This window comes from Dyella sp. OK584 (genome assembly GCF_057787755.1).
On the sequence record NZ_CM173542.1, the window covers coordinates 4,141,521 to 4,166,478 of the forward strand.

The 24,958-nt window shown below is 61.9% G+C and carries 20 protein-coding genes; 6 read left to right on the forward strand and 14 right to left on the reverse strand.

The features are described from left to right. Nucleotides 1-84 precede the first annotated feature (84 nt). Entirely contained in the window at nucleotides 85-2,667 is a 2,583-nt protein-coding gene (locus AC3CBN_RS18720) for an ATP-binding protein (protein ID WP_488634495.1), read from the forward strand. Nucleotides 2,668-2,810: 143 nt separating this feature from the next. After that, nucleotides 2,811-3,521, forward strand: a complete 711-nt coding sequence (locus AC3CBN_RS18725) for a DUF899 family protein (RefSeq protein WP_488634496.1) — start codon at nucleotides 2,811-2,813, stop codon at nucleotides 3,519-3,521. 54 nt (nucleotides 3,522-3,575) lie between these two features. Here AC3CBN_RS18725 and AC3CBN_RS18730 read toward each other — a convergent pair whose 3' ends face one another. The 4 genes from AC3CBN_RS18730 to AC3CBN_RS18745 all read right to left on the reverse strand — a co-directional run bounded on the left by AC3CBN_RS18730 (nucleotide 3,576) and on the right by AC3CBN_RS18745 (nucleotide 9,404). Further along, the gene (locus AC3CBN_RS18730) at nucleotides 3,576-3,986 is read right to left on the reverse strand and encodes a VOC family protein (protein ID WP_488634497.1); all 411 of its coding nucleotides are present in this window, start codon (nucleotides 3,984-3,986) and stop codon (nucleotides 3,576-3,578) included. 127 nt (nucleotides 3,987-4,113) lie between these two features. Further along, nucleotides 4,114-6,942: a C1 family peptidase gene (locus tag AC3CBN_RS18735; protein ID WP_488636769.1), complete on the reverse strand. Its 2,829-nt coding sequence runs from the start codon at nucleotides 6,940-6,942 to the stop codon at nucleotides 4,114-4,116. A 555-nt stretch (nucleotides 6,943-7,497) separates the two neighbouring features. After that, nucleotides 7,498-8,151 (reverse strand): Vgb family protein, encoded by a 654-nt coding sequence (locus AC3CBN_RS18740; RefSeq protein ID WP_488634498.1) that lies wholly within the window; start codon nucleotides 8,149-8,151, stop codon nucleotides 7,498-7,500. Nucleotides 8,152-8,186: 35 nt separating this feature from the next. Next, nucleotides 8,187-9,404: a helix-turn-helix domain-containing protein gene (locus tag AC3CBN_RS18745; protein ID WP_488634499.1), complete on the reverse strand. Its 1,218-nt coding sequence runs from the start codon at nucleotides 9,402-9,404 to the stop codon at nucleotides 8,187-8,189. Nucleotides 9,405-9,530: 126 nt separating this feature from the next. Between AC3CBN_RS18745 and AC3CBN_RS18750 the strand changes: the two genes are divergently transcribed. Further along, complete coding sequence (locus AC3CBN_RS18750; RefSeq protein WP_488634500.1) at nucleotides 9,531-10,295, forward strand: DUF899 domain-containing protein; 765 nt, start codon at nucleotides 9,531-9,533, stop codon at nucleotides 10,293-10,295. Between the two features lie 8 nt (nucleotides 10,296-10,303). Then, nucleotides 10,304-11,140: a DUF2182 domain-containing protein gene (locus AC3CBN_RS18755; RefSeq protein WP_488634501.1), complete on the forward strand. Its 837-nt coding sequence runs from the start codon at nucleotides 10,304-10,306 to the stop codon at nucleotides 11,138-11,140. A 35-nt stretch (nucleotides 11,141-11,175) separates the two neighbouring features. Here AC3CBN_RS18755 and AC3CBN_RS18760 read toward each other — a convergent pair whose 3' ends face one another. Continuing rightward, the gene (locus AC3CBN_RS18760) at nucleotides 11,176-11,307 is read right to left on the reverse strand and encodes a hypothetical protein (protein ID WP_488634502.1); all 132 of its coding nucleotides are present in this window, start codon (nucleotides 11,305-11,307) and stop codon (nucleotides 11,176-11,178) included. Here AC3CBN_RS18760 and AC3CBN_RS18765 point away from each other — a divergent pair. Next, complete coding sequence (locus AC3CBN_RS18765; protein ID WP_488634503.1) at nucleotides 11,306-12,031, forward strand: DUF4440 domain-containing protein; 726 nt, start codon at nucleotides 11,306-11,308, stop codon at nucleotides 12,029-12,031. The two genes, AC3CBN_RS18760 and AC3CBN_RS18765, sit on opposite strands and share 2 nt — an antisense overlap. Here the strand turns inward: AC3CBN_RS18765 and AC3CBN_RS18770 are convergent. Next, nucleotides 12,001-12,261 (reverse strand): hypothetical protein, encoded by a 261-nt coding sequence (locus AC3CBN_RS18770; protein ID WP_488634504.1) that lies wholly within the window; start codon nucleotides 12,259-12,261, stop codon nucleotides 12,001-12,003. The two genes, AC3CBN_RS18765 and AC3CBN_RS18770, sit on opposite strands and share 31 nt — an antisense overlap. 294 nt (nucleotides 12,262-12,555) lie before the next feature. Here AC3CBN_RS18770 and AC3CBN_RS18775 point away from each other — a divergent pair, with 294 nt between their 5' ends. After that, complete coding sequence (locus AC3CBN_RS18775; RefSeq protein WP_488634505.1) at nucleotides 12,556-13,884, forward strand: hypothetical protein; 1,329 nt, start codon at nucleotides 12,556-12,558, stop codon at nucleotides 13,882-13,884. Nucleotides 13,885-13,973: 89 nt separating this feature from the next. On the opposite strand, the gene AC3CBN_RS18780 is transcribed toward AC3CBN_RS18775, so the two are convergent. The 8 genes from AC3CBN_RS18780 to AC3CBN_RS18815 all read right to left on the reverse strand — a co-directional run bounded on the left by AC3CBN_RS18780 (nucleotide 13,974) and on the right by AC3CBN_RS18815 (nucleotide 24,912). Then, on the reverse strand, nucleotides 13,974-14,768 hold the full coding sequence (locus AC3CBN_RS18780) for a TOBE domain-containing protein (RefSeq protein ID WP_488634506.1): 795 nt from the start codon (nucleotides 14,766-14,768) through the stop codon (nucleotides 13,974-13,976). A gap of 80 nt (nucleotides 14,769-14,848) precedes the next feature. Continuing rightward, nucleotides 14,849-15,220 carry a hypothetical protein gene (locus tag AC3CBN_RS18785; RefSeq protein ID WP_488634507.1) on the reverse strand — a complete coding sequence of 124 codons (372 nt, stop codon included), beginning with the start codon at nucleotides 15,218-15,220 and terminating at the stop codon, nucleotides 14,849-14,851. Between the two features lie 31 nt (nucleotides 15,221-15,251). Beyond that, nucleotides 15,252-15,650, reverse strand: a complete 399-nt coding sequence (locus AC3CBN_RS18790; protein WP_488634508.1) for a hypothetical protein — start codon at nucleotides 15,648-15,650, stop codon at nucleotides 15,252-15,254. A gap of 339 nt (nucleotides 15,651-15,989) precedes the next feature. Continuing rightward, nucleotides 15,990-19,064 (reverse strand): efflux RND transporter permease subunit, encoded by a 3,075-nt coding sequence (locus tag AC3CBN_RS18795; protein WP_488634509.1) that lies wholly within the window; start codon nucleotides 19,062-19,064, stop codon nucleotides 15,990-15,992. A 47-nt stretch (nucleotides 19,065-19,111) separates the two neighbouring features. After that, nucleotides 19,112-20,302: an efflux RND transporter periplasmic adaptor subunit gene (locus AC3CBN_RS18800; RefSeq protein ID WP_488634510.1), complete on the reverse strand. Its 1,191-nt coding sequence runs from the start codon at nucleotides 20,300-20,302 to the stop codon at nucleotides 19,112-19,114. After that, complete coding sequence (locus tag AC3CBN_RS18805; RefSeq protein WP_488634511.1) at nucleotides 20,292-21,803, reverse strand: efflux transporter outer membrane subunit; 1,512 nt, start codon at nucleotides 21,801-21,803, stop codon at nucleotides 20,292-20,294. Before AC3CBN_RS18805 ends, AC3CBN_RS18800 begins: the two co-directional genes overlap by 11 nt. 396 nt (nucleotides 21,804-22,199) lie before the next feature. Next, nucleotides 22,200-22,592, reverse strand: a complete 393-nt coding sequence (locus tag AC3CBN_RS18810; protein ID WP_488634512.1) for an STAS domain-containing protein — start codon at nucleotides 22,590-22,592, stop codon at nucleotides 22,200-22,202. A 4-nt stretch (nucleotides 22,593-22,596) separates the two neighbouring features. Then, entirely contained in the window at nucleotides 22,597-24,912 is a 2,316-nt protein-coding gene (locus tag AC3CBN_RS18815) for a SpoIIE family protein phosphatase (RefSeq protein ID WP_488634513.1), read from the reverse strand. Nucleotides 24,913-24,958: the final 46 nt, after the last annotated feature.

A 24,958-nucleotide genomic window follows, 5' to 3' on the forward strand; every position in this document is an offset into this window, starting at 1 on the left:
AGCGCTAAAGGCCTAGGAAGTTCGGCGTCCTCTTACACGCTGCAGGTTGGTGCGACAATCGAAAGGTTCCCAGGAGTCTGAACGGTGGAACTGATCGAACGCGACTACGCCTTGCAGCGTCTGTCCGACGCGCTGGCGCTGGCGCGGCAAGGTGCCGGTCTCACAGCGCTGGTCTACGGTGAAGCAGGCATTGGCAAGACCTCGCTGGTCCAATGCCTGGCCGCCGCCTATGAAGATGGCCGCCTCCTGCGCGGCTGGTGCGAGGCACTGTTCTCGCCACAGCCGCTCGGCCCGCTCTACGACATGGCCGATGCGTTCAGCACGAGGACGCAAGATCTGCTGGGCCGCGAGGGAGGCCGAGCAGAACTGTTCGCCTCGCTGCTCGCCGACCTGAAAGCCTTCGACGGCACCACGCTGCTTGTGTTGGAAGATCTGCACTGGGCCGACGCGGCGACGCTGGATCTCGTCAAATACCTTGCGCGTCGCATACAGCACACGCGCGCACTACTGGTATTGACCTATCGCGACGATGAGTTGAACGAGCGACACCCGTTGCGTCTGCTGTTTGGCGAACTGCCGGCCGATGTCGCCGTGCGCATTCCCCTGTTGCCGCTCTCCGAAGTGGCTGTGATCGACCTGGCGCAACGATGCGGACGCGCAGCCGATGGCCTTTATGTGACGACAGGTGGCAATCCGTTCTTCGTCACCGAGGCACTAGCGTCCGAAGGTGTGCCCGCCACGGTGCGCGATGCCGTACTGGCACGCGCTGCGCGCCAGCCGCCCTCGGTGCGCGCCATTCTCGACCTCGCCGCCACCGTGCCCGCGCGCATCGACGTGGCCCTGATCGACGACCTGCTTTCACCCACGCATGAGGACATCTCTGCGGCACTTACCTCGGGCCTGCTATCGGCCAAAGGCGGCACTTACGCTTATCGGCATGAACTTGCACGCATCGCCGTGGAACAGGCGCTGCCTGCACCCCTAGCGGCGGCACTGCATGCTCGCGTGTTGCGCTATCTGGAAAGCGAAGAAAACGTACCCATGGCGCGACTGGTGCATCACGCCGCGGGCGCGGGCGACTCCGCCGCGGTGATGAAGTACGCGCCCAAAGCGGCAGCCGAAGCCGCCATGCACGGCTCGCACTGCGACGCGGCATGGCTTTACAGCAAGGCGCTTGCCCATGCCGATCGCCTGACGGACGAAGAGCGCGCCGATCTGCTCGAACGTCACGCCTACGAGTGTTACCTCACCAGCCAGATCGATTGCGCCATCGCGTCCTACGAGGCCGCACTGGTGATCTCGCGCAAGCTGGGCAATGGTTTGAAGGAAGGCCACATGCTGCGCTGGCTGTCGCGCACTTACTGGATCGCAGGACGCAATGCCGACGCCGAGGCGTATGCAGAGCAGGCCGTGCAGCTGCTGGAATTCCACCACGCGGGAATCGAACTGGCGTGGGCGCTGAGCAATCGCTCGCAGTTGCACATGCTGGCTGGCCACACGGAGGAAGCCGTCGCCTGGGGCACGCGCGCCATCGAGCTGGCCACCCAGGACGGCGACACGGAGGTGCTCGTACACGCGTTGAACAATGTCGGCACCGCACGCTCTGAGCGTGAACACGCAGACGGGCAGGACATGATCGAGCGCAGCCTGCAACTTTCTCTCGAGCATGGCTACGGCGAACATGCGGCCCGCGCCTATGCCAACCTCGCCAGTGCGGCAGTCACCGCGCGCGACTACGACTCGGCGCATTGGCATATCAGTCGCGCCGGCGTTTACTTCGCCGATCGCGATCTTGACTCCTGGTCGCACTATGTCATGGCATATCAGGCGCGGCTCGACTTCGAACAAGGCCGCTGGGAGGCAGCCGGCGCGCTGGCCGATAAGTTGTTGGCTCGCGCGGATGTCACTCCGATCACGCGCATCCCCACGATGACCGTGCTGGCACGCATTCGCCTTCGCCGCGGTGATCCAGGAGCGAATGAACTGCTGGAAGAAGTGAGCCGACTCGCCTGCGCCACCGGCGAGTTGCAGCGGCTTGCGCCTGTGGCGGCCGCACGCGCCGAGGCTGCGTGGCTGCACGGCGACGAAGCGCTCGCCGATCCCATCGTGCGGCAGACCTGCGAACTGGCGGCAGAGTTGTACGACCCTCGCGCACTGGGTGAGTTGCGGTTCTGGTGCCGCTGGTCCGGCGCCGATTGGCCTGGCGACGGTGTGATCGAAATGCCCTACGCATTGCAGAATGACGGCGAGTGGCAAGCAGCGGCCATGGCGTGGCAAAGCCTCGGCTGCCCCTTCGAGCGTGCCTTCGCCCTGCTGGAGGGTGACGAGGCGAGCATGGCCGAAGGGCTGGCAACCCTTTCTGCGCTGGAGGCCAGTGCGACGCTCAAGCGATGCAGGGACCAACTTCAGCGCGCAGGCGTGCGTGGCATGGCGCGCGGCCCCCGCGCCAGCACCTCGGCCAATCCGGCCGGCCTCACCGTCCGTGAACTGCAGATCCTTACCCTGCTCACCGAAGGGTTGTCGAATATCGAGATCGCCTGCCGCATCGCCCGCTCGGAGAAAACGGTCGAGCATCATGTATCGGCGGTGCTGCGCAAACTCGACGCCCATTCCCGCGGCGAAGCGGTGATGCTCGCGGGCCGTCTCGGGCTGAGTGAGTCGCACTAGACGCGAAGCTGGGCCTCGGCCCTGTCGAATTTCCGGTGCCTCGTTCGTCGCCGTAGAGAAACGCCTCTACGGCGGGCCGGCAAGGCCGCATGGAGAGACGTCGTATGCCCAACCCGCTTAAGTCACCGTTGAGGTCATCCACCATGAACGATGTCGCCACCCTTGTCCCCGCCGCCGAACTCGTGCGACGCAATGGCGTCCGCTTTCCCCACGAGAGCGACGACTATCGCCGCGCCCGCGATGCGTTGCTCGCCGAGGAGATCGAACTGCGTCGACACATCGAGCGCGTGGCAGAACAACGCCGCGCCCTGCCGGCTGGCCCCGAGGCAAAGGGCGACTACCGCTTCATGGGCGAACACGGCCCAGTCGATTTTGCCGGCCTGTTCGGTGACAAACAGACTCTGGTCACCTACAACTACATGTTCGGCCCGCAACGAGAACGCCCCTGCCCCATGTGCACGTCGCTGTTGAGCGCATGGGACGGCGAAGCGCGTGACGTCGAACAACGCGTGGCGTTGGCCATCATCGCGCGCTCACCGATCGAGAAACTCGTGGCCTTCAAAAAGGAGCGTGGCTGGCAGGCACTCAAGCTGTATTCGGATATCAACGGCAACTTCAGCCGCGACTATCTCGCTATCGGCGAAAACGGCGGCGACGAACCGGCCTTCAACGTATTCACCCGCCGCGACGGCGCCATTCGCCTGTTTTGGGCAGGTGAAATGGGCTTCGCCACCGCAGACCCCGGCCAGGACCCGCGCGGCGCGCCCGACCTCATGCCCCTCTGGACCATCCTCGACTGCGTACCCGAAGGGCGCGGCACCGATTGGTATCCAAAGCTGGATTACCCCGGCTGACAACCGCAATGCAAAACAGCGCGGGTTGCCACAGGGGCAGCCCGCGCTCGGGTGTCACCCGCCCGGCGTCTTCATGCAGTTGACCATCCATGCCTTGCCATAGCGGTCCGTCAACATGCCGAAGCGATGGGCCCAGAAGGTTTCGTTGATAGGCATCTGCACTTCGCCACCTTCAGCCAATGCGTGGAACACGCGCTCCGCTTCCTGGGGCGTATCCACCATCAGATTCACGCACCCTTTGTGGCCCTTGTTGCCCGGCGGACCATCAGCGCCCATCAGGATGCCGCCGGCGCTTTCCAGCTGGTTGTGCATCACGCGTCCGTGCGTCTCCTTCGGCATCTCGCTGGCCACGGGCGACTCGCCGTACAACATGCGCATCGTAATGCTGCCCTTGAAGACGGTCGCGTAGAAATCGAATGCTTCCTTGCACTGCCCGTCGAAATCGAGGTACGGGATGAACTGCATGGTGGAAACTCCTGACGTTGGGGGTCTGGTCCACCCTCTTGGCGGGCCTCATGGACACGACGAACCAAGACTCGCCAGATCGACATGCCACAGACAACCCGCCACCACGGTGGCGATGAACAGCTGCTCAGAATCCACGCAGATCGTCGACCGGCATGGCCAGCTTGCCGCCCGTAATACGTTGCAACGTGCGGCCCACCACATCGATGTTGTTGTCGAAACTGCCATGACTGGCGCTGATAGTCGTGCCGGAGCGGCTGGTCATGACCTTATCGGCCTCAAGGATGTCGATGCGCTTGTCCAGGCCGCTCTGCTTGGCAGCCTGACGCCAGTTGCCCAACGCTTCACCCGTGCTCGACGAACCATCCCACCTGCTGTACGCGGCATCCATCACATTGGCCATGCCAAGGATCGGTGTGCGCACATCCAGCTCAAGCGCGTCGGAAACCATATAAAGCAGCGATTTCCGGTAGATCGATACCACGTTGTCATCGCGTTCGTTCTCTTCGGAAAGGATGTCCATGTACATCTGTTTCATCAGACCGTCGTGCGGCGCGAAGTGACGATTGGCGAACTGCACCGTGCAGGCCGGAGCGTAAAAGTGAATGGACGTTGCCAGCGCATCGAGCCCACGCGCGGCCAGCAGGTCAACAAACCAGCCCAGGAAGATGGAGCCCGCCGAATGGCCGATCAGATGAATCTCCAGCTTGTCGCCCCAGGTCTTCTGGAGGTTCTGCAACGCAGTTACCAGCAGGTCGGCCCCGCGCATCGGCTGGCTGGCCCACTCCGCGTTCTCCTTCATCTCGCTCCAGACCGGACGCGCGAACGGACGGCCAATGGTCTGCTCGATCAACCCATCCGTCACATCGGTGATGGCCTCACGGATGCCGCCAGCGATAGAGGGCTCGCGCCGGAACTTGTCAGTAATGATGTCGCCAATCGATTCGAGCAACCCCGTCTTCCACACCATGAACAAGGGATAGCAGCCGTTGCCGATGAAGTAAGGCCCCATGGCGCGAGCGCGCTTGATGGCATCCGCTTCGCTGTTGAGGCCGCCATGCGCGTAGATCACCAGCCGTTTGGTGGCCGATGCCTGCTGGCGAAACCACTGGTCCGGCAACGTGCATGCCTGATACAGCAGCGACCGAGTCAATTCATCCTGTGTGAGGTAACGCGTCACGCGACCGTCATTGCCGAGCACGATGCCATGCTGGTACGCGTCAGTATCGTCCCAGGCGCCCACCCGATCCGCACCGGCTCGCCGCGCTGCCCCATTGACGCCTGCGGCACGCTGCCCAAACACCAGGCCCGGCACACCCATCGCGGCCACCCATGCATCCATGCCATTGGCGAGCCAATCCGCATAGGTCAGCACGGCAAAGCCGCCGCATCCCCAACTTCTTCCCCAGGAATTCTGCACAACGAAGCCGCGATCATTGAAACCCACCAGCGCAAACGCATGACCGTCGGTCTGCGATGGGTGGCCATCAAAATCGATAACGGGAAGGGTCTCGTGCCCGACGATCTTCTTGCGCACGTTGGGCACGTTCTGCCAGCCGTCGTGCGTGTTGGCCGAGACATAGATGGCACCCACCTGAAGAATGGCCGCCTGCAGATCGGTGATGGTCTTGAGGTCGATGCGATAGTAGACGCCAAGCGTGTTGGCGGTGGCGCGGGTCGCGTATCCGAACTTGGGCGGCTGCGTGTCCTCGGCTTTGTATGGCCAGTCTTCCTCCATGCACACGCCATGGTAGAACCAGCCCTTCAGCGCACCGCGGCAGCTCGAACCATCATAGTTTTCGCCAGCGTATTCGTCGTACCGGCGAGCGAAGTTGTAAAGCATGCGCGGACTGACCGACACCAGCTTCTTGGGTGTTCCCGCCTTGCGCCACCGCAGATAGTTGACGACGCAAGCCAGGCCAAAGCCCGTGCATGCCCCTTCCTGTCCCTGATTCAGAATCAGGCCGGCGCTGGCGTAGACGGGAAGAAGATCGCGTATGTCGTCGTCATTCGGCGAGCAATCCGGCAGGCTGAGCGGCGGTGGCATGTACATGCGATCGCGCAGGTCGACGGGGTCCTTGGTAGCCGTCAGTTTGCGGATAGGCGAAGCGGCAACTGCTGCCTTGGCAGCACGCGCCGTGCGGCCCGCTGCGGCAACCACAGGCCAAACCGAGGCGGCCAACTGGAACACGTTGCGGAATTTGTCCAGGCCGTAAGTGCCACCGTTGACCAGCTTGCGCGCCGTCGCATAGTTGTTCGACGCCAACGCTGCGCGCATCTTGTCAGCGGCGTGATTGAGAAACACCGCCAGCAGCACCGCAGCGGGTTCCGGCGCGTTGGCCAGATCGGGAAAGCTCTCGATGTCTACGCCGATCTGTGCCGCGTAAGTGTGATAGTTCGCCCGCCCCGTCAGCTGCACGAAACCACGCCCGCGAAAACGCGCGCCGTCGCCAAGCTGCGTGTTGCCGAGCGAAACACGTCCATCGTAGGCACTGAATGGCGCCATGCCTGGTGTGGTGTTGAAGTGCGAGGGAAACTCGGCAATCGGCACGAAACCTTCGGTCTCTGCGCGTATCGTGCCCAGCGCAGCGCAGATCATCGCGCGGTCCCGCAATCCCACCACATTGAGCGCTGCCGCGACGTAGGGAAGATAGCGGGCGATATTCGAAGCCTTGGTCGCCGGAAAAAGCTGCTTCACTGCATCGAGCGTGATGGGCACTTCGGTCGCCTGAAGCGTGATCATGCCGAGCACGCTCTGGCAATAAGGCCCCATGACGCCATCCGCCACCACACCGATACCTGCCTGCCAACGCCTGACGGCGGCGTCGGTCAAGGCATCGAAGTTGTCCCCCGTTGCCAAGCCCGGAAACTCCTGGGCTTCCGCACTCAATGCCGATGCCAGTTTCTTGCGCAACTGCGCAACATCCGGTCCCGACGCGTCCTTCATCAGAAGCATGGCCACGATGGATTCTCCTCATCCTTCCACGATGATGACTTGCCGCCGCGGCACGTTCGAATCACAAGCGTCCGCCGGCAAGCGTATGTGGCCAGTCGCGCAAACAGAAATCAGGCATAAACCATGGAGCGATGTTGTCGACCGGCCGGGCCTGATCCCGCTTCTACCGTGTAGCTGTCGTTGGCTTCCCTTGTCAGGTGCAGCTCGGTGCAAAGGTGTGGCCCGCAGAGCGGAACCTCATCGCATGCAAGAAGATCGTGCCGTGCTTCGGATGCGCAAGCCGTTCCAGGGAGGATCGTCAGTTACGAACAAGTCTGGTCTGGCTATCCGCGCATCCGCCCTCGCGAACCACCGTTCAAATTGAATCGCCAGAAAGTGTATCCCCGTCGTGAGCGATCGCTATCTCACGAAAGACCTAGTCCGCGATGCCAAATGCATCGCCCGTTGGTTTGCGCACCTGTGGCACGCGCAAACGCCGCCGTCGGGCGGTGATTAGCTGCTGCTTGATCCGATCGCTGGTCATTCCACGCGGCTGCCTCGCGTGGATCGCTTCGATTATTTTCGCGCCGCAGAGGCTCGCGTAGGCCGGCGGATGGCTCTGACCTTTCCGCTTTCTCCGCCCCCGCAGAAGAACCGGTCGCCACCATCGGACTCGAGCCCTGACACAAACACGCCAGATGGCATATCAAGCCTCTCCAGCACCTCCCCGGTGCGAGGGTCGATTCGCCTCACTTCGCTCTCGTCACCTTCCCACGTGGCGTGCCAGAACTCGCCGTCGACCCAGGTGACTCCGGTCACAAAGCGATTGGATTCGATGGTGCGAAGAATCGCCCCTGTCTCGGGATCGACCTGATGAATCTTTCGCTCTCGATACTGCCCCACCCAGAGTGTCCCTTCAGCCCACGCGAGCCCCGAGTCACCGCCACCACCGGGCGCCGGTATCGTGGCCAGCACACGACCGGTCTGCGGGTCGATCTTCTGAATGCGGGCCTCTGCGATCTGAAACAGGTGCTCGCCGTCGAAAGCCGTTCCCGCATGCGCGGCGACGTCTATCGAGCGCAACGTCTCTCCGCTCGCCGGATCCAGCGCGTTCAACTTGTCGCCGGAAGCAAACCACACGTTCTGTCCGTCAAACGAAACCCCGGCAACACTGTTCGCGCCCGGGAAGGGTCCATATTCGCGAAGGACTTCCGCTGTTGATCGTTTCATGCTCCCGTCCTTGTCACTGGGCTATGCAGTGCATCCTAGTCACTCGGCAGCGAAACGGGGAGTAACAAGGTCGTCGCGAGTCCCGGCATGGGCGGGGTCGTCCAACGACGAGCCCGCCCGCGGCCAAACGACCGCACCTTGCCTGCCGTCGCAAGCGAATCGAGTGCCCGCTGCGTCGTGCGCTGACTGGCTCCAAGCGCGAGAGCCAGGGCCGAGCTCGACCACGACTCACCATCGGCTAGGAAGGCGAGCACCGCCGCATGCTTCTCATCGACCGGTGGCGCCAGCACGGCGACGTCGTGTGCGCGTGGCTCCAGCGCAAACCCTCGCTTCGTCGCGTTCACGCCGGCGAGTGCGCCAAGCTCCGCGCGAAGCCTCCCCATCTCGACGCGCAACCGCGCACGATGCGATTCGTCGGGGTGCTTCGTGCGGAATGCCTGTGCAATGAGCGCGTCCCTTGGCACGTCTTCCGGCCACGCCTCGCCCAACGCGCGCGCGAGCGTGAACAACACCGGGCGCCTCGAAAGCGAGACCACCGTGCTCGCGTCACGCACGACATGACGACAGGCATCCACGACAAACGTCGCGGACGTCTGTAACGCTTCGACCTCTTCGAGCAGCAAGAGCCGCTCCTCGCCACGGGCAATCAGGCGCGCGGCCGGCGTGCTCAGGAGCAGCAATGCACTTTCGACCTCCGCGGTCAGCGCAGGAATGCCCGCGTGGAGCGCAGCGTACTCGGCCCGAGCAAGCGCGGCGCGCGCTGTCTTTGTCCGCAGGCGGCGCATCGCAATCCCCGCGACGACCAATTCATGCACAGCCCTTAGTGCGGGTGGCAAGGGCGCCGGGTCCAGCTCGGCAAGTGCACGTTCGGCCTCGTCGAGTCGACCGATGAGAAGAAGGCGGCGGATCGCGAGGTGCCGCGCGTGTGCGGCGTTGACCCGGTCGCCATGCGCCTCGAGCCTCGCCCGCGCCACGTCGAGTGCCTTGGCGGGCCAGCCCAGGTCGCGCGACGCCAGCGCAATTTCTGCCTCGGCGACTACGCATCTCGCGCTAGCCACAGCTTCTTTCGGACCGAAAGCACGCGCCGCACTGCGCAGCAATGTCTTGGCTCGAACGAGATCGCCCAGCTGCGCCATCGCGATGCCGCGGAGGGCGAGCGCCGACGGGTCGTCACGCAAGGCAATTCGATTCAGCGCGCCGAGTGGATCACCTGCGGCGAGCGCACGCGCAGCGGCCGTGATCAGAGAGTCCATCTGAATCCCGCCACACTTGTCACTCCCGCGGTTCGATGCCCGGTACTTAGTCTAGCTCACGACCACCAACCCGCTGGTCGTATCGCCAACGAGGCGAACGACGAAGCCCCTACGGAGGACAGAGCAATGACCAGGCACATGACCGGAACACGCGAAGAATGGCTGGCAGCGCGGCTAGAGCTGCTCCAGGCAGAGAAACAGCTGACGCGACGCAGTGACGAACTGGTTCAGCGGCGTCAGGAGCTGCCGTGGGTTCGAGTCGACAAGACATATCGATTCGAGACCGATGAAGGAAACGCCTCACTGGCAAACCTCTTCAAGGGGCGCTCGCAGCTCCTCGTTTATCACTTCATGTTCGGGCCCGATTACAAGGCGGGCTGCCCTTCCTGCTCGTCCATTGCCGACGGGTTCGACGGCTTCGCCATTCATCTGGCGAACCACGACGTCACGCTGGCGGCAGTATCACGGGCGCCGCTCGCGAAGCTGCAGGCATACAAGCAGCGAATGGGATGGACGTTTCCGTGGGCTTCTTCCACCAGCACCGACTTCAACTTTGACTTCAACGTCTCGTTCACCGAGGAGGAGCAGCGCGACGGTAGCCTTGAATACAACTACCAGCGCGGCCGCCACGCGATGGACGCCGTACCGGCGCCCGAACCCGTGGCTCAGTTCGCAGCCACCTGCGGCACTGACGCGGCCACGTACGCGCGGGACAGGCCGGGCCTGAGCGCATTCGCGATCGAAGATGGTGTCGTCTATCACACCTATTCCACCTATGCCCGCGGGCTGGACGGTCTCTGGGGCATGTATCAGTGGCTCGACCGCGCACCCAAGGGGCGCAACGAGGCGGGTATCTGGTGGCGGCGTCACGACGAATACAGCAACGGCTGAGGCATGTCATGAGTGTCGATGGCACAACCAGGGAACAGCAGGTCACGCGGCACATGGCTGCTGGGCGCGTTTCCCGGCAAGCGTTCGTCGCTGTCTCGGCACTGCTCTTTGCAGCCAGCGCAGCGGGGACGATTGCCTGGTGCCACTCCATGTCGGTCATGGGCGAGATGCCCATGCCCGGCGGCTGGACGATGTCGATGGCATGGATGCGGATGCCCGGACAGACGTGGCTCGACGCCGTGACCTCGTTCCTCGGCATGTGGATCGTGATGATGATCGCAATGATGTTGCCATCGCTGGCACCCATGTTGTGGCGTTATCGCCAGGCGGTCGGCAGGACAGGTGCGCTGCGCCTGGCTCTGCTGACCGCGCTGGTCGGCACTGGGTATTTCGTTGTGTGGACGGCGCTCGGTATGGCCGTCTTTCCGCTGGGTGTCGCGCTGGCAGCCGCTGAAATGCAGCTGCCAGAACTGGCGCGCGTCGTTCCTGTCGCGGTTGGCACGGTTGTACTGCTGGCCGGTGCGCTCCAGTTCACCGCGTGGAAAGCCAATCACCTAGCCTGTTGCCAGGCCATGCCCGGGCACGGCCGCGCACTGGTAGCGGACGCCGGCGCGGCCTGGCGACATGGTCTGCGCCTGGGTCTTCATTGCAGCATCTGCTGTGCCGGCCTGACTGCGGTCCTGCTTGTCGTCGGTGTGATGGACATCCAAGTGATGGCTGTCGTAACGGCTGCCATCACCATGGAACGTCTGGCACCGGCTACTGCACGCCTCGCGCAGACCATCGGCCTCGTCGCCATCGGTGCAGGTTTGCTGCTGATTGCGCAAGCCGTCGGGTTCGGATGACGCATCGCGCGTGATGCGTTGGCACGTCGCCCTCCCTACCGGTCCGGCACCACTGCGTCGACCTGCCGGGCATTCCGCGCGATGGCCATCCATTCCACCACGACGAACGGCACATGAAACGCCGCGCACGACATATACAGTGGCGTCCACCCACGGGAGATAGCCATGCGACGCGTCCTACCCTGCGCGATGATCATGTTTGCCGCTCTTGCCACTTGCCCTGCACACGCGACTGACGAAGTCGTCGCGACGATCAAGCGCCAGTCCCAGGAATTCTCCGACGCATCAGCGTCAGGTGATACCGAGGTACTCGCGCGATACCTCGACGACCGGGTGATTTTCATCAACGAAGGTGGCGACATCGCCACGAAGAAAGACATCATCGCGCCGGGACCTGCGGGCCCGAAAGGTGTTACGAACAAGCTGGTGCAAACCGACTTCAACATTGAAGTGCACGGCAACGTCGCGGTCACCAGCTTTACCGACAACGCAACGGTGCGCGCAGGTGACCAGACGATGACGCCACGCTTCCGCTCCACCGAGGTTTGGCTCAAGGAAGGCAATGCGTGGCGCATGATATCGAGCCAGACGGTGGCGCTTTCCGATGATCCGCCCGCCACAACGCTGGCACCCGACCAACTGGATGCCTACGTGGGCACTTATCAGGCTTCGCCCGGCCTGGTCGTCACGATCACTCGTCAAGGCAATCAGCTGCTCAGCGCCACCAATGGCGCCAAGCCCACGCCGCTGCTGGCCGAGGTACGCGACGTACTCTTTACGCCCGGGCAGGCACGTGCACGCAGAGTGTTCGAGCGCGATGGCAATGGCAAAGTGACCGGGTTCTCGTCCCGCCGCGAAGGTCACGGTTTTGCCTTCAGGAAAATCGCCTGATCCCGCGCTCGACGACAGGCACTGAAAGCAGCGCGGCGCACTTCCGGCCGCGTTGCACAGGCCATATCCGCAAGCGCATGGATCAACGCGATATCCATGTCCGCCACGCGCCATCGGCGCTTCGCCGGCTGAATGAGCGGCCAGGGAAGGCCTCGAACTTCCAAATGGCGGCCGAGCGATTCATTGCTTTCGTTGACGTCAACGCCATGCCGAGACTCGCGGCCATGCATCGCGCGCCCCTCTTCGGCCAGCGCCGTATAAACGGGCCAGCCCAGTTAGTCGCAAATAATTACGATTACTAGCACACTCCTTGGATGATGTCTGACATCGCCATTCGCTTGCCGCGTTTGTTTCAGTTCGTCGTTTGTTACGCTATATATTTGGTTACATAACGGCCTGCCTTGGGGTTTTTGGCGGCCGAATGAATCAAGGAATTGGGCCGTTCGCCAAGGGTGTCGACGTGCATCGTCTCTCGCGACGCGTGCTTCGGCATTCATCACAAGCAGATCGACCAGAGGCATGTCATGCGCAAGAAGCTACTTGCCTTCGCAGTGGGCACAATCGTGATAACGATGGGTGCAACCGCGCACGCCGACGACTACGGCTTCAATGACATCTTCAACAACGGTCATGTTGACGGCGAACTGCGTGCGTACAACTTCAACCGCATGTACGACACCGACGCGACGCCGGACGCGAAGGCGTTCTCCGTGGCGGCACTGATCAACGCGCAAACAGGCAAGTTTCTGGGTGGTTTCAGCTTTGGCGGCTCATTCGCTACGGCCAATTCACTGGGAACGCAGTCGGACGACGTCGCCAAGATCGACACCTCATTGATGGGACCACATCAATCCATTGGTGCATTCAGCCAAGCCTATCTTCAGTACGCCAACAGCTGGCTGACCATGCGCGGCGGCTACCAGTATCTCAACACGCCGTGGATGGGGAACAACGACTCGCGCGTCATCCCGTCGTCCTACAACGCCATCAGCGCCATCGTCACACCGCTATCGGGCTGGGACATCGTCGGCATACGGACCTTCAGCTGGAAGAGCCGGACTTCCACGGGCATGTACTCGGACAACCTCTACTACCCATCGACTTACGATGGCGACCAGATGTACGGCAACAACGGCTCGTTGCCGTTAACGGCCAAGCAAGCCGACGGTACGTGGGCGGCTGGTACCACCTATACCAATGACGTCTTCAAAGGGCAGGTCTGGTACTACGACTTCCTTGATTTCGCACGCATGGGCTATGCCGACGGCACCTACACGCTGAAGACCGGAACACATGTTGATCCCTTCATTTCCGCGCAGTTTGTGAAGGAAAACAGCAGCAGCGACAACATTCTCGTCGATACGCATACGAAACTGTTCGGCGTCGCCGGAGACCGGGTGCGCAGCGAGGCCTGGGGTGTCGACCTTGGCACGTCCATCTACGACGGCAAGATCGATGTGGCCTACAACGAGCTCAAACAGGAAGCGGGCGCCGTGGGCGGAGGTGCATTGATATCGCCCTATACCACCAACTACGCGACCGATCCGTTGTTCACCACGTCCATGATCCGTGGTCTGGTCGAACAAGGCCCCGGACATGCGTGGAAGGCCCGGGCGTCCTACAACTTCTTCAACAAGAAGCTTCAGCTGGTCGCCGCCTACGCCAAGTACACGACGGACTTGCGTGGCGATAGCCACGACATCTACTTCGACATCATCTATAACCTGGACGACTATCTGAAAGGTCTTACGTTGCGTAATCGATGGGAACGATCGGTTGGCGGCACCGCGAACCTCAATCCAGGCAACGAGCCGTTTACATACAACCGCCTGATGATTACCTACAAGTTCTGAAGTGCCCCGCGTAACCTGACAACGACGCGCCTGTCGCCGCACCGGCAGGTGCGAGCGACAGCCACTTCTCCGTCTTTGCTGCGGAATGGTCAGACCATGGTGCCGAGGATAATGCTCGATGCCTTGATGATGGCGACGACGTCAAGACCTTCCTTCAGATCCAGCGCTTCGGCACTGGCGTTGGTGACAATAGCCACCACGACACCGCTGCTATTCAATTGAATCGACACCTCGGCATTCACCGCACCTCGTGTGAGTCGTGAAACCTTGCCAGCCAATTGATTGCGGGCGGACAGTCTCATTGATGCATTGGGCAGCCCGACGATCACGGACGATGCCTTGATAAGTGCGATGACCTCCTTGCCCGGAGCCAACCCAAGGCTCTTGGTGCTCTCACCGGTTACGGTGGCTGCCATGCGCTGGCCACCCTGGATTTCCAGCTCGATGACGTCGTTGACGGCGCCCTTCTGTATCGACACCACCTTGCCCAGCAGCTGATTGCGTGCGCTTGTTCTGATCATGAATCGCCTCATCAGTTGAAAGTCTTGCAGAGAAGATTCTCCAAGCGTGCTCCATTGCGCGACGAATCGTCCGTGCTCCGCTTCCACCGCCTTGAAGACCCCAATCAGGCGCAACGCACGCTCCGTCAGCGCCGTACCACCACCACGCCTGCCACCTGTGACCCTCACAACCAGAGGTTCGCTGGCGAGGTTGTTCATGACGTCGATAGCATCCCATGCACCTTTGTAGCTCATCCCCACCGCGCGCGCGGCCGCTGAAATCGAACCGGTCTCTGCGATCTTTTCCAGCAGATCAATACGGTCTCGACCACCCAACGGGTGTTCGCCCGCGTAGATAGAAAGCATGCCCTTCAGCTCAAGCATCTGATGCCCTCACTCAAAGCTCCGCGAAGCCATACGAATCTGGTGACATGCACTCGTTCACCAATCCAGCCTGGACAGCGCTATGGCGCAGAGACCGGATCGAGGAATTTTACTCCCGTCGCCGACAGGTTATAGATGCGTGTTTCCAGGTAGCTCGAATTCTTCTCCTCGATGTCCATGACACCGTCGGCACCGGACAGGCATGCCTGTCTCCTGAGTTCGCCGCGGGCCGAGGAAAAGTCGGAAGGTACGAAGAAGGTCTTTTCCAGATGGACATTCAGTTGCGATATGGCGACAAATGGCCTGGCCGGAGATTGATCCTTGAATATCGCGATATCGCAATCGACGGCTCGGGGCGGATAGCGCTCATTCAACGGCCGGTAGTTTCCGGTCGTTGCCATGCAGCCGCACAGGCCCGATGCGAGGAAGACCATACTCAAAGTTCTTTTCATGATCTCCCTCGCACCGTCCGGCCCAATGGAATTACTGGTGCATGCCGATGCTCTTGTCCATCTCGGCGATGATTTCCTTGTCCCAGTTCTTTTGGCCCGCCATCCCGGCGAACGACTTGGCCGTACTGACCTTCACCGAAGTCTTATCGCTTCCAAGCGACGCCAGCCAAACACCCGCAGACTCGCCGCCCGACCCCACGACAAGGCCAACCTTGTGCGGGCGAGCTCCTTCGACATACTCCGCATCGGACTTGCTGACCACGAAGCCATTTGCCACCAATGCGTCAACAGCGGCCTTCTGAACGGCAGTCTCCGACTTGTTGTAGACGATGCTCGGCGTGGTATCAGCCGGCTTGGTCGGCGTTGCGGAGCAACCTGCAAGGACCAGCATGCAAGCGGCGATTGCGAACTTCCCTGATACGTTCTTCATCACGAACCACTCCCCCTGTTGAGTTGACGAGACAATGCCTGGTACTGAGTGACCACACCATGCGACTCAGCCAAATCATGATTTGGCATGTTCGCCGCCACCAGCGTTACCCGCTGGCCACACAAACGGACACGCCGTCACTCTGGCGCGCCAACTTGTTCAACTAATGAATTCCCCCTTGGGCATGACCATCCCTATGGCCCAGCCTTCCCACCTATTATCGAACGCCAATCAATAGCAATTAGTCTGTTCGAACGGATATCTCAAAGCCTGCAATCGCCTGCACTGTCACGCAATACGACATCTCCGTTTGCGCAACCCAGTCCAGCAACTTTGGCATCACACCTCCAACCTGTCGTCCGGACGCGCAACCAACGTATACAGCGTCGGCATGAGGAACACGCTGATCAGCAGTCGCGTGAACAGGCCGCTGACAATGACCAGCGCAAATGGTCGTTGCGTATCCGTGCCGACACCGGTGGCCAACGCCGCGGGCAGCAAGCCCAACGCCGCCACCAGAGCGGTCATCATGATCGGTCGCAGCCGCAGGATGGCGCCCTCGCGAATGGCATCGGTAAGGCTGGTGCCACTACGACGAAGTTCGTTGACATACGAGATATAGACGACAGCCGTCTGAACCGAAACGCCGAACAAGGCCAGGAAGCCCACGCCGGAGGAAACCGAGAACGGCGTGCCCGTCACCCACAGGGCCACGATGCCACCGACGGGTGCCGACAGCAGTACGCCGAGTACGGTGATGAAGGGAAACTTGAAGTTGCTGTAGAGCGTGAACAACAGCAGGAAGATCAGCGCGAGCGTCAGTGGCAGGATCACATTCAACTGCGCACGCGAAGCGGTGTACTCCGTATATTCGCCGCCCCAATCCAGGCGATAGCCCTGTGGCAGTTTCACCTTCTCGTTGACCTGCTGGATGGCATCGCCCACCGCACCCGCAAGGTCGCGTCCTTCCACCGAGAACTGCACACCGATGTAGCGCGAGTTGTCCTGGCGATAGATGAAGGACGCGCCATTGGTCACCTGGATGTCTGCAAATTCCTTGAGCGGAATCTGCTGCCCGTTGGGCGTGGTCACCAGGATGTTGCGGATCTCCTCCGGGTTGTCACGGTATTGCTGTTCGAGGCGAACGACCAGATCGAATTGCTTCTCCCCTTGCACCACCTGAGTGGCCACGTCACCGCCGATGGCCGTCTGGATCAGGCCGTTGATGTCGGAGACATTCAAGCCGTAGCGGGCGATTTTGGAGCGATTGATCTTGATGGTGAGGCTTGGCTGTCCAAGCTCCTGCACCAGAGTCACGTCGCGAATGCCGCGCACCTGCCCAAGCAGCTGCTTGATGGCCTTGCCCTTCTGCTCGAGCGTATTGAGATCGGGCCCGAAGACTTTGACGGCGAGCGCGCTCTTCAGGCCTGTTTCCGCTTCGTCCACCGCGTCTTCCGCAGGCTGGGTGTAGTTGAAGATGATGCCCGGGAAGGCTTCGAGCTTGCGGTTGATGGCCTCGATCAAGGCTGCCTTGTTGCGATAGGTGCCGGTCCACTGCGAGTAGGGTTTGAGGCCGACATAGAATTCGACGTTGAAGAAGCCGGTCGAATCCGTGCCGTCGTCGGGTCGACCAAGTTCCGAGGCAACCGTGGTGACTTCCGGGAAGGAGCGCAAGATGTCGCGCACCTTGGGTGTGACCTTGGAAGCTTCCTCGAACGAAATGGTGTACGGCATCGTGGCACGCACCCACAGCGCGCCTTCGTCCAGCTGCGGCATGAACTCGGCACCGATGCGCGGTACGAGCAACAGAGAGAGCACCAACACAATGGCCGAGGCGATCGTGGTGCCCCACGGCCGGGCGAGACAGAAATCCAGGCCTTTGATGTAGACCGACTTGATTGCCTCGAACACGCGACTGCGCCGCTCCTGCACGCCCTTGCGCATGAACCAGGCGCATAGCACCGGCAGCAGCGTGAGCGTGACAACCAGCGAGCCGACCAGCGCGAAGATCATCGTGTCAGCCATGGGCTTGAACAGGACGCCGGAAGGGCCAGACAACACGTAGATCGGCAGGAAACTGACAACAATTACCGCGACGGCATAGAACAGCGGACGATCCACCTCCGCCGCCGCGTCCCTGATAATTTCCCTGACGTTGAGCGGCGTGCCTTTGCGCTCGGCAATCTGGCGGAAAATGTTCTCCACCATCACCACAGCCGCATCCACCAGAATGCCGAAATCCACCGCGCCAATGGAAAGCAGGTTGGCCGACGCGCCCTGAAGATCCAGGCAGATAAATGCGAAGAGCAACGCCAGCGGAATGGTGGTGGCGACGATCAGGCCCGCACGAACGTCGTAAAGGAAGAAGATGAGGATCACCACGACCAGCAACATGCCGCGCAGCAGGTTGTCCTCCACGATCTTCGTGGTCAGGCCGATGAGATCGGTGCGGTCGTAGAACGGAACGACCTTGACGTCCTTGGGCAGTATCTGATCGTTGAGTTCCTGCGTCTTCGCTTCCACGCGCTTGAGGACGTCCTGCGTCTTCTCGCCGGTGCGCAGCAGGATCACGCCTTCCACGGCATCGTCCTGCTTCTCGTAGCCGAACTCGCCCAGGCGCGGAGCGATGCCGATGGTGACGCGGCCCACGTCCTTCACCAGCACTGGCGTGCCGTCGTGCACGGCCACCACGACATTGCCGATGTCTTCCAGCGTCTCCACGCGGCCGGCACCGCGCACGTAATAGAACTGCCCACCCTGCGAATAGAAACCGCCGCCGGCGTTGGCGTTATTGGCCGTCAGCGCGGCCTCCACCTGCACCGCCGACAAGCCAACGGCCGCGATCTTGGCTTGGTCGAGCAGCACCTGGTACTGCATGGTGCCGCCGCCAAAGCCCGAATCGTCGGCCACGCCGGGAACCGACCTGTACTGTGGTTCGACCGTCCAGTCCTCCAGCGTCTTCAATTCCATCGGCGAGCGATCGGGGCTTTGCAGCACGTACCGATAGATCAGGCCTGAAGGCGCCGATAGCGGAGACACCGACGGCGTTACGCCACTTGGCAGACTCAGGTCACCCAGCCGGTTGAACACTTCCTGGCGGGCGAAATTGTTGTCCGTGCCGTTCTGGAACGTGAGGACGACGTCGGACAAACCATAGAGCGAGATGGACCGTGTGTTGGCCGTCTTCGGCGTGCCGTTCATGCCGAGCTCGACGGGTACGGTGATCAGCCGCTCCACTTCCTCGGCGGCATGCCCGGGCCACTGGGTGACGATCTCCACGATGGGAGGCGACAGATCCGGATAGGCATCCACCGGCAGCCGCTGGAGCGAGTGCGCGCCAGCGCCGATCAGCAGAAGCGTCATCAGGATGACCAGGAACGGCTGGCCCAGCGACGCGGCCACGATCCGATTCATGACCGACGCAGTTCGCGACGGCGATACGCCTGGAGGCAGTTGGTCGCTCATTGGTCTTGCATGAACTGGACGAAGATGCCGCCATCAACCACCACCTGCTCGCCCAACTTCAGGCCAGCAGCGATGTCCACTTGGTCTCCGGTTCGATAACCAACCGTCACGGGTCGGCGCGCGAAGCTGCCGTCGTGCTGGGCGATATAGACAAACGGCAGGTTCTCGTCGTCGCGCAGGATCGCCGATACAGGGACGAGCAGACCGCTGGTTTCCTGATGCGCGTGAATCTTCACATTGACGTACATCTGCTTCTTCAACAGGGCACCCGGGTTGTCGACCACTACGCGTGCTGCCACCAGACGGGTATCCGGGTTCACCAGCGCCGAGATGTTCGTCACCTTGCCGGCCATGCTTTTGGCGTCGGCGGCGGTGATCACGTCCGCCGCATCTCCCAGACTGATGGCCGCGAGGTCCGATTCGGGAACCTGCGCCATCACCCACACGCGCGAAAGATCGGCCACCGTGAAACTTGGCGTGGTGCCGGCCTGCAGCAGCTGGCCGGGCGTGATCTGCTTGTCCACCACGGTGCCCGCGATCGGGGAACGAATGAAGCCTTCGATGCGCGAGATCGGCCGGCCTTCCTCAACAGCCTTGATGCTCTGCGGGTCCACGTTGAGCGAGACGAGCGCCTTCAAGGCAGCATCGCGATCCGCATCGGCGTTGGCGGCGTCGGTTTCTGCCTGATCCTCTTCGCGCTGGGCAACACCCTGGTGCTGCACAAGATCCTTTTCCAGATTGGCGAGACGACGAGCGGTATGCGCCGTCGTGAGCGCCTTGCGATAGGCACTGATAGCGCTGGTAAAATCGGGAGAATCCACGGCCGCCAGTGCATCACCCTTCTTCACACGGTCGCCGATGTCCACCAGCAGACGCGACACAGGCCCGGAGATCGGTGCCAGTACGGCCGTGGCATGGTCGTTGTCGAAGTCGACCAATCCGGTGGTCTCGATAGTCTTGTGAAACCGGGACGGTGACACGGTGTAAAGACGGATGTGCTGGCGCTGGTCCGCCGTGAGCGTGACGTTGCGAGCTTCTCCGGTGGCAGCTGGCGTGTTGTCATCCGTTTTGCTGGAGCACCCGGCAAACATCGTGACCGTAGCTGCCAACAGAAACGCGGCGGGCACACGCGCAAGCTTGCCTTGATGCCATGCTGCAGGCAGGCGGTAGAGCGATCTATTTTTCATTTTTATCCTGGACTAGATCTGCGCGATTCCACCATCCACCACCCAGCGCCTGGAACAATGCAGCCGTGTCGGCATAACGATTGGCCTGGGCTTGCACCAGGTTGATCCGCGCCTGCTGATAGGCCTGTTCCGCACTCAACAACGAGAGATAGTTGGCGTAACCCGCCTTCCATTGCCGCTCCGACAAATCGAGCGTGCGCTTGGCAGCATCGGCCGCGGCGGCAGCAGCCTTCAGGCCTTCGGCATCCTGTTCCAGTGCCGCCAGCGTATCGGCCACACTCTGAAAGGCACTGATGACCGTGCTGCGGTATTGCTCGGCCGCCTGCACGTAGGCTGCCTTGGCGGCGCGCTCCTGGTGGAGCAGCGTGCCGCCCTGGAAGATCGGCGCCGTTATGTCAGCGCCCAGACCCCAGAACCCGGTGCCCGACTTGAACAACTGATTCATCGTCTCCGCCGTGCTGCCCACGTTTCCGCTCAACACGATATTGGGCAATCGATTGGCGATGGCGACGCCAATCTGCGCACTGGCGGCATGCATGTTGGCCTCGGCCTGCAGCACGTCTGGACGCTGCTCCACCAGCTTCGAAGGAAGGCTTACCGGAAGCTCCTGCGGCAGCTGCAAACTCGAGAGCTCGAATGTCTGCTCCGATACCTGGCTTGGAAACTGCCCGACCAGTGCGGCCAGCGCATCGCGTTGCTGCGCCAGTTGCTTGATCAGCGGCGGCAGCGTGGCCCGGGTTTGCTCCAGCTGGGACTCCTGCGCGGCAGCATCAAGCCCGCTGGCGTAGCCCTTGGCGAGCTGATCACGCAGGATCGTCACCATGTGGGTATTGAGGTCGATGAGCTCGTGGGTCGCGTCGATCTGCGCCTGCAACGCGGCCAACTGAACCGCGGCGGCGACCACGTTGGTGCTCAGGGTGATCTGCGCCGCGATCATCTGGAAACGAACCGCCTGCTCCTGCGCCTGCACCGACTCCACCGTCCGGCGGTTCAGGCCGAAAATGTCGGGCACATAGGAAACGCTGACCTGCGGCGTGAAAAGGTTGTACAGGAAGGCGTTCGAACTGGGCGTCGGCGCGATGGTCCCCGACTGTCTCTGGCGGCTGGCGGAAAAACCTGCCGAGACATTGGGATAGTAAGTGCCGCGTTGCGCCAGCGCATTTTCCCTGGCCACGGTCAGCGCGGCCTGCGCGGCCTTGAGGTCGGCGTTGTTGGTGAGCGATTGCTCGATCAGCTCGTTGAGCGCCTTGGAGTGAAACAAGGTCCACCAGTCGCCGGGGATGTCGGCTCCCCTGGCAAAGCGCTGCGCCTCGCCACCGTCCACGTCCTTGGTGGCCACCGTGGCCGGGACCGGATGGGCGGTGTAGTCAGTGGCGTCTGGGGCAGCGGGACGCTTGAAGTCAGGCCCAACGGCGCAACCGGCCAACAGCGACGAGGCCAGTACCACGGCGAAACGCAGGCGGCGTAAAGGCGACAAATTGGCGTACGCGAAGACTTCCATCAGCAAGATCAGTTCTCTTCTGTCTGCCCCGGCCAACGAAATGGCCCTCTTAAAGCCAGGCATCAGGTGTCCCCGATATCGTCGGCGATCACCCTTCCGCATCCCTTGCGCCTTGCTTGTTCGCCATCCCCTGATGGAAGCGGAGATATATCACACGACCGCTTGGACAAGTTCAGGGACGGCGGCGAAAGTTTTCACGCTGGCGGACGACCGGCCTCGACGATGTGCCGTGCGGGAGCTGGGAGGTCTACGGTGGAATGTCCGCGATCCCCAGCTCGCCTGGCCACCGGTCGAGCCGAAGCGCGGCCTGAAGCATGACCATTGTCATGCTCCCTGTTGCCCTCTCCCGAGACCTGCCTAACCCTCTCCGGCCGCGAGCACCTGGCAACGCTTCAATCAGATGTCGTCTTCCTCGCCCTTCACGATCTTTCGCTGCATGTGATCGAGGTAGCTGTCCAGTTCTTCCACACTGGAAAAGACATCACTGACGGGCACGGCCTTGACGATCTCGAACACCTTGCGCACCTGAGGCTGCGGATTGACCAGCAAGGTATGGCCGTTGCGGGCCCGCATCGCCTTGCGGATCTTTGCAATGCTTCGAAGGCCGGCACTGCTGATGTATTCGAGCGAGGAAAGATCAACCACCACCGTGCCTCCCTCGCCCATCTGCTGTAGCACCGGCGCGACCCCTTCATCGAACTGGCCGAAGGTCATTGCATCAAGACGCCCGTGCAGGCGCAGCGTGGAGCGCTGGGGCGACAAGCTGTCAGTGCGCAGGTTGAACGTCATGGTCTTACTCCGGCCGATGGGGATAGATGAAGCGAAGTTGGAGGTGATTACCTTGCTCGTCGTGCGTGTAGTTGAGATCGCTGGCCATGGCCCTCACCAGATGAATGCCGAGGCCGCCATCGAACTCCCGGTCTGCAATGTCACCGGTGAGCAAGGGTGAAGGCGAAAGCAGTGGGTTGAACGGTTGGCCGTCGTGATGCAACTCGACCATGATGGCGTCACTGGCCAGCGTCATGCGCAGCTCGATATGCCCAACGCGCGGTTCCGGATGACCATGCTCCACCATGTTGACCATCAGTTCCTCGAGCACCAGTCGCACGTCCTCCCGAACGCCAGCCTCGATGCCTGCCGAATCCAATTGGCTATCGCAGCGTTCGAGCGCGCCGAACACTTCTGCCATGGACGCGGCGATAGAAATATCCAGCATTGACGCGCTCCTTTCCGCTCCAGCGTGATGCCAGCGTAGTGCAAGCACCGTAATGTCGTCGGCCTGCCCATGCCCCGCCGCGAAAGCCTCAACGTCGGCCACAAGGTAGCCGGCCGGATCGCCATCTCCGGTTTCGGCATGTCGAGCCAGGCAGGCAAGCATCCTTTCCTGGCCATACATCTGCAATTCACCGTCGGTCGCTTCAGTGATGCCGTCGGTGTACATGAGCAACGTTTCGCCCGGCCGCAGGCGCACGCGCTGCGACGAATAGGTAGCCTCTTCATCCAGGCCAAGTGCCGGTCCGGTTTCAAGTTCGAGCAAACGCGGCGAGTGGCTTCCCCAGAGGACCGGAGGTTCATGGCCTGCACTGGACATGACAAGGCTGCCGGTGACCGTATCCAGCAAGCCGCATAGCAGGCTGACAAACATGCAGCCATCGTTGTTGCGGCAAAGCTCCTGATTGAGCATGTGCAGCAACTGCTGCGGCGACTGGGCGCGAGGGGCCATGGCCTTGGCCAGCGTGATCGCTCGCGCCATGAACAGGGCGGCTGGAATGCCTTTGTCCGAGACGTCGCCGACCATGATGTAGAAGCGCTGGTCATGCAGCATGAAGTAGCTGTACAGGTCGCCGCCCACGGTCCGTGCCGGTTGCAGAACCGCATGCAACTCAAAGTTCCGGCAGCGCGCATCCAGATAGTGCGGGCCCGGAAGCAGCGCCGTCTGAATCTGATGAGCAATCTCCAATTCGCTCGCGAGCCGCTGCTGCTCGCGCGCCACTCGGGTCAGTTCGGCCAGGTGCTGGGCCAGCTCGCGGCGCATGCGATCGAAGGCATGCGTCAGCCTGCCAATCTCATCACGCTCGCGCACTGCGGGCAGAGGAAAATCCAGTGCGCCACGCGCCACTTGCTCGGCTCGTTCGGTCAGCACACCCAACGGATTCATGATGCGCCGGGTGATGGCAAACGTGACTATCGTGAGTATCAGCAGCGCGAGCGAACCCATGACGAGTGCGATGACGAAGGTGTGCCGCACGTCGGCGTAAATCTGCACTTCCGGCACCGCGAGCCCGAACTGCCAGTGCGTCCCGTTGATGGGCGCGTGATAGATCCACACCGGCCCCTCGGCCCGCGCTGTCTGGACGGTTGCTTGCCGTATGGGCTTGGCGTCGCCGCGGCGCAGGGCTTCGAGCAACCCGGTTTTTGCTTGCTGGCCGACGAGTTCCGGAGAGTCATTCGCCAGATAGGCTCCCTGTTGGTCGATGACGAAGGCCTCGGTCCCGGGAGGTTTATTCAGCGTGTCGAGAACACCCTGGAGCCATTCGAGCGTGACGTCCGCATTGATCACGCCCACGGCCTGACCGCCAACCCGGATGGCCGACGAATAATTGACCAGCTTGCGATGCCTGGATTGGGAAAAGAACGGTTGCTGCCAGCACCCCTCGACGCAGCCCAGGCCCATGTGAAACCAGGGGCGGTCCCAATAGGGGGACGGATCTTCCAGCATGTCGCGAATGGTCAATGAACCATCGTCCTGCCGACTCACGAAAGGAGATCGGCCGGACGCCTGCGCGGCGGCCGTTTGCGGAACGTACGCCGCTGCCAGGCCCGCAAGATCGGGATTGTGCAGCATGGCATCGTAAATCAGCGATTGCGCATCATCCGGCCGTGGGCCAATGAGTGCAGCGAGCATTTGAGCGGTATTGGTGACCTTGTCGAGTCGCTGCTGGATGCGATTACCGGCATCGCTCGCCAGCGCTGCGGCTTCCCGGTGGGTTTGCTCGAGGATCTGGTGACCCACCCATCGAAAGAGCAGGAACCCACCGGCGACGACCACCAGCATGGTGCCGGCCAGGACCCATAAGGCCAGTCGTGAAGCAATGCTGCGCAACGCCATGCGACGCTCCCCTTGGTGCAGCGAATCTAGCGAGTCAGCCCAATAG

Bases quoted from the DNA above. Each gene is read 5' to 3' on its own strand.
- AC3CBN_RS18810 (WP_488634512.1), bottom strand. From the start codon at position 22,592: ATGACGTTCAACCTGCGCACTGACAGCTTGTCGCCCCAGCGCTCCACG.
- AC3CBN_RS18765 (WP_488634503.1), top strand. From the start codon at position 11,306: ATGCGACGCGTCCTACCCTGCGCGATGATCATGTTTGCCGCTCTTGCC.
- AC3CBN_RS18790 (WP_488634508.1), bottom strand. From the start codon at position 15,650: ATGAAGAACGTATCAGGGAAGTTCGCAATCGCCGCTTGCATGCTGGTC.
- AC3CBN_RS18735 (WP_488636769.1), bottom strand. From the start codon at position 6,942: ATGCTTCTGATGAAGGACGCGTCGGGACCGGATGTTGCGCAGTTGCGC.
- AC3CBN_RS18775 (WP_488634505.1), top strand. From the start codon at position 12,556: ATGCGCAAGAAGCTACTTGCCTTCGCAGTGGGCACAATCGTGATAACG.
- AC3CBN_RS18805 (WP_488634511.1), bottom strand. From the start codon at position 21,803: ATGGAAGTCTTCGCGTACGCCAATTTGTCGCCTTTACGCCGCCTGCGT.
- AC3CBN_RS18750 (WP_488634500.1), top strand. From the start codon at position 9,531: ATGACCAGGCACATGACCGGAACACGCGAAGAATGGCTGGCAGCGCGG.
- AC3CBN_RS18740 (WP_488634498.1), bottom strand. From the start codon at position 8,151: ATGAAACGATCAACAGCGGAAGTCCTTCGCGAATATGGACCCTTCCCG.
- AC3CBN_RS18725 (WP_488634496.1), top strand. From the start codon at position 2,811: ATGAACGATGTCGCCACCCTTGTCCCCGCCGCCGAACTCGTGCGACGC.
- AC3CBN_RS18815 (WP_488634513.1), bottom strand. From the start codon at position 24,912: ATGGCGTTGCGCAGCATTGCTTCACGACTGGCCTTATGGGTCCTGGCC.
- AC3CBN_RS18745 (WP_488634499.1), bottom strand. From the start codon at position 9,404: ATGGACTCTCTGATCACGGCCGCTGCGCGTGCGCTCGCCGCAGGTGAT.
- AC3CBN_RS18800 (WP_488634510.1), bottom strand. From the start codon at position 20,302: ATGAAAAATAGATCGCTCTACCGCCTGCCTGCAGCATGGCATCAAGGC.
- AC3CBN_RS18770 (WP_488634504.1), bottom strand. From the start codon at position 12,261: ATGCATGGCCGCGAGTCTCGGCATGGCGTTGACGTCAACGAAAGCAAT.
- AC3CBN_RS18755 (WP_488634501.1), top strand. From the start codon at position 10,304: ATGAGTGTCGATGGCACAACCAGGGAACAGCAGGTCACGCGGCACATG.
- AC3CBN_RS18785 (WP_488634507.1), bottom strand. From the start codon at position 15,220: ATGAAAAGAACTTTGAGTATGGTCTTCCTCGCATCGGGCCTGTGCGGC.
- AC3CBN_RS18795 (WP_488634509.1), bottom strand. From the start codon at position 19,064: ATGAATCGGATCGTGGCCGCGTCGCTGGGCCAGCCGTTCCTGGTCATC.
- AC3CBN_RS18730 (WP_488634497.1), bottom strand. From the start codon at position 3,986: ATGCAGTTCATCCCGTACCTCGATTTCGACGGGCAGTGCAAGGAAGCA.
- AC3CBN_RS18780 (WP_488634506.1), bottom strand. From the start codon at position 14,768: ATGCTTGAGCTGAAGGGCATGCTTTCTATCTACGCGGGCGAACACCCG.
- AC3CBN_RS18760 (WP_488634502.1), bottom strand. From the start codon at position 11,307: ATGGCTATCTCCCGTGGGTGGACGCCACTGTATATGTCGTGCGCGGCG.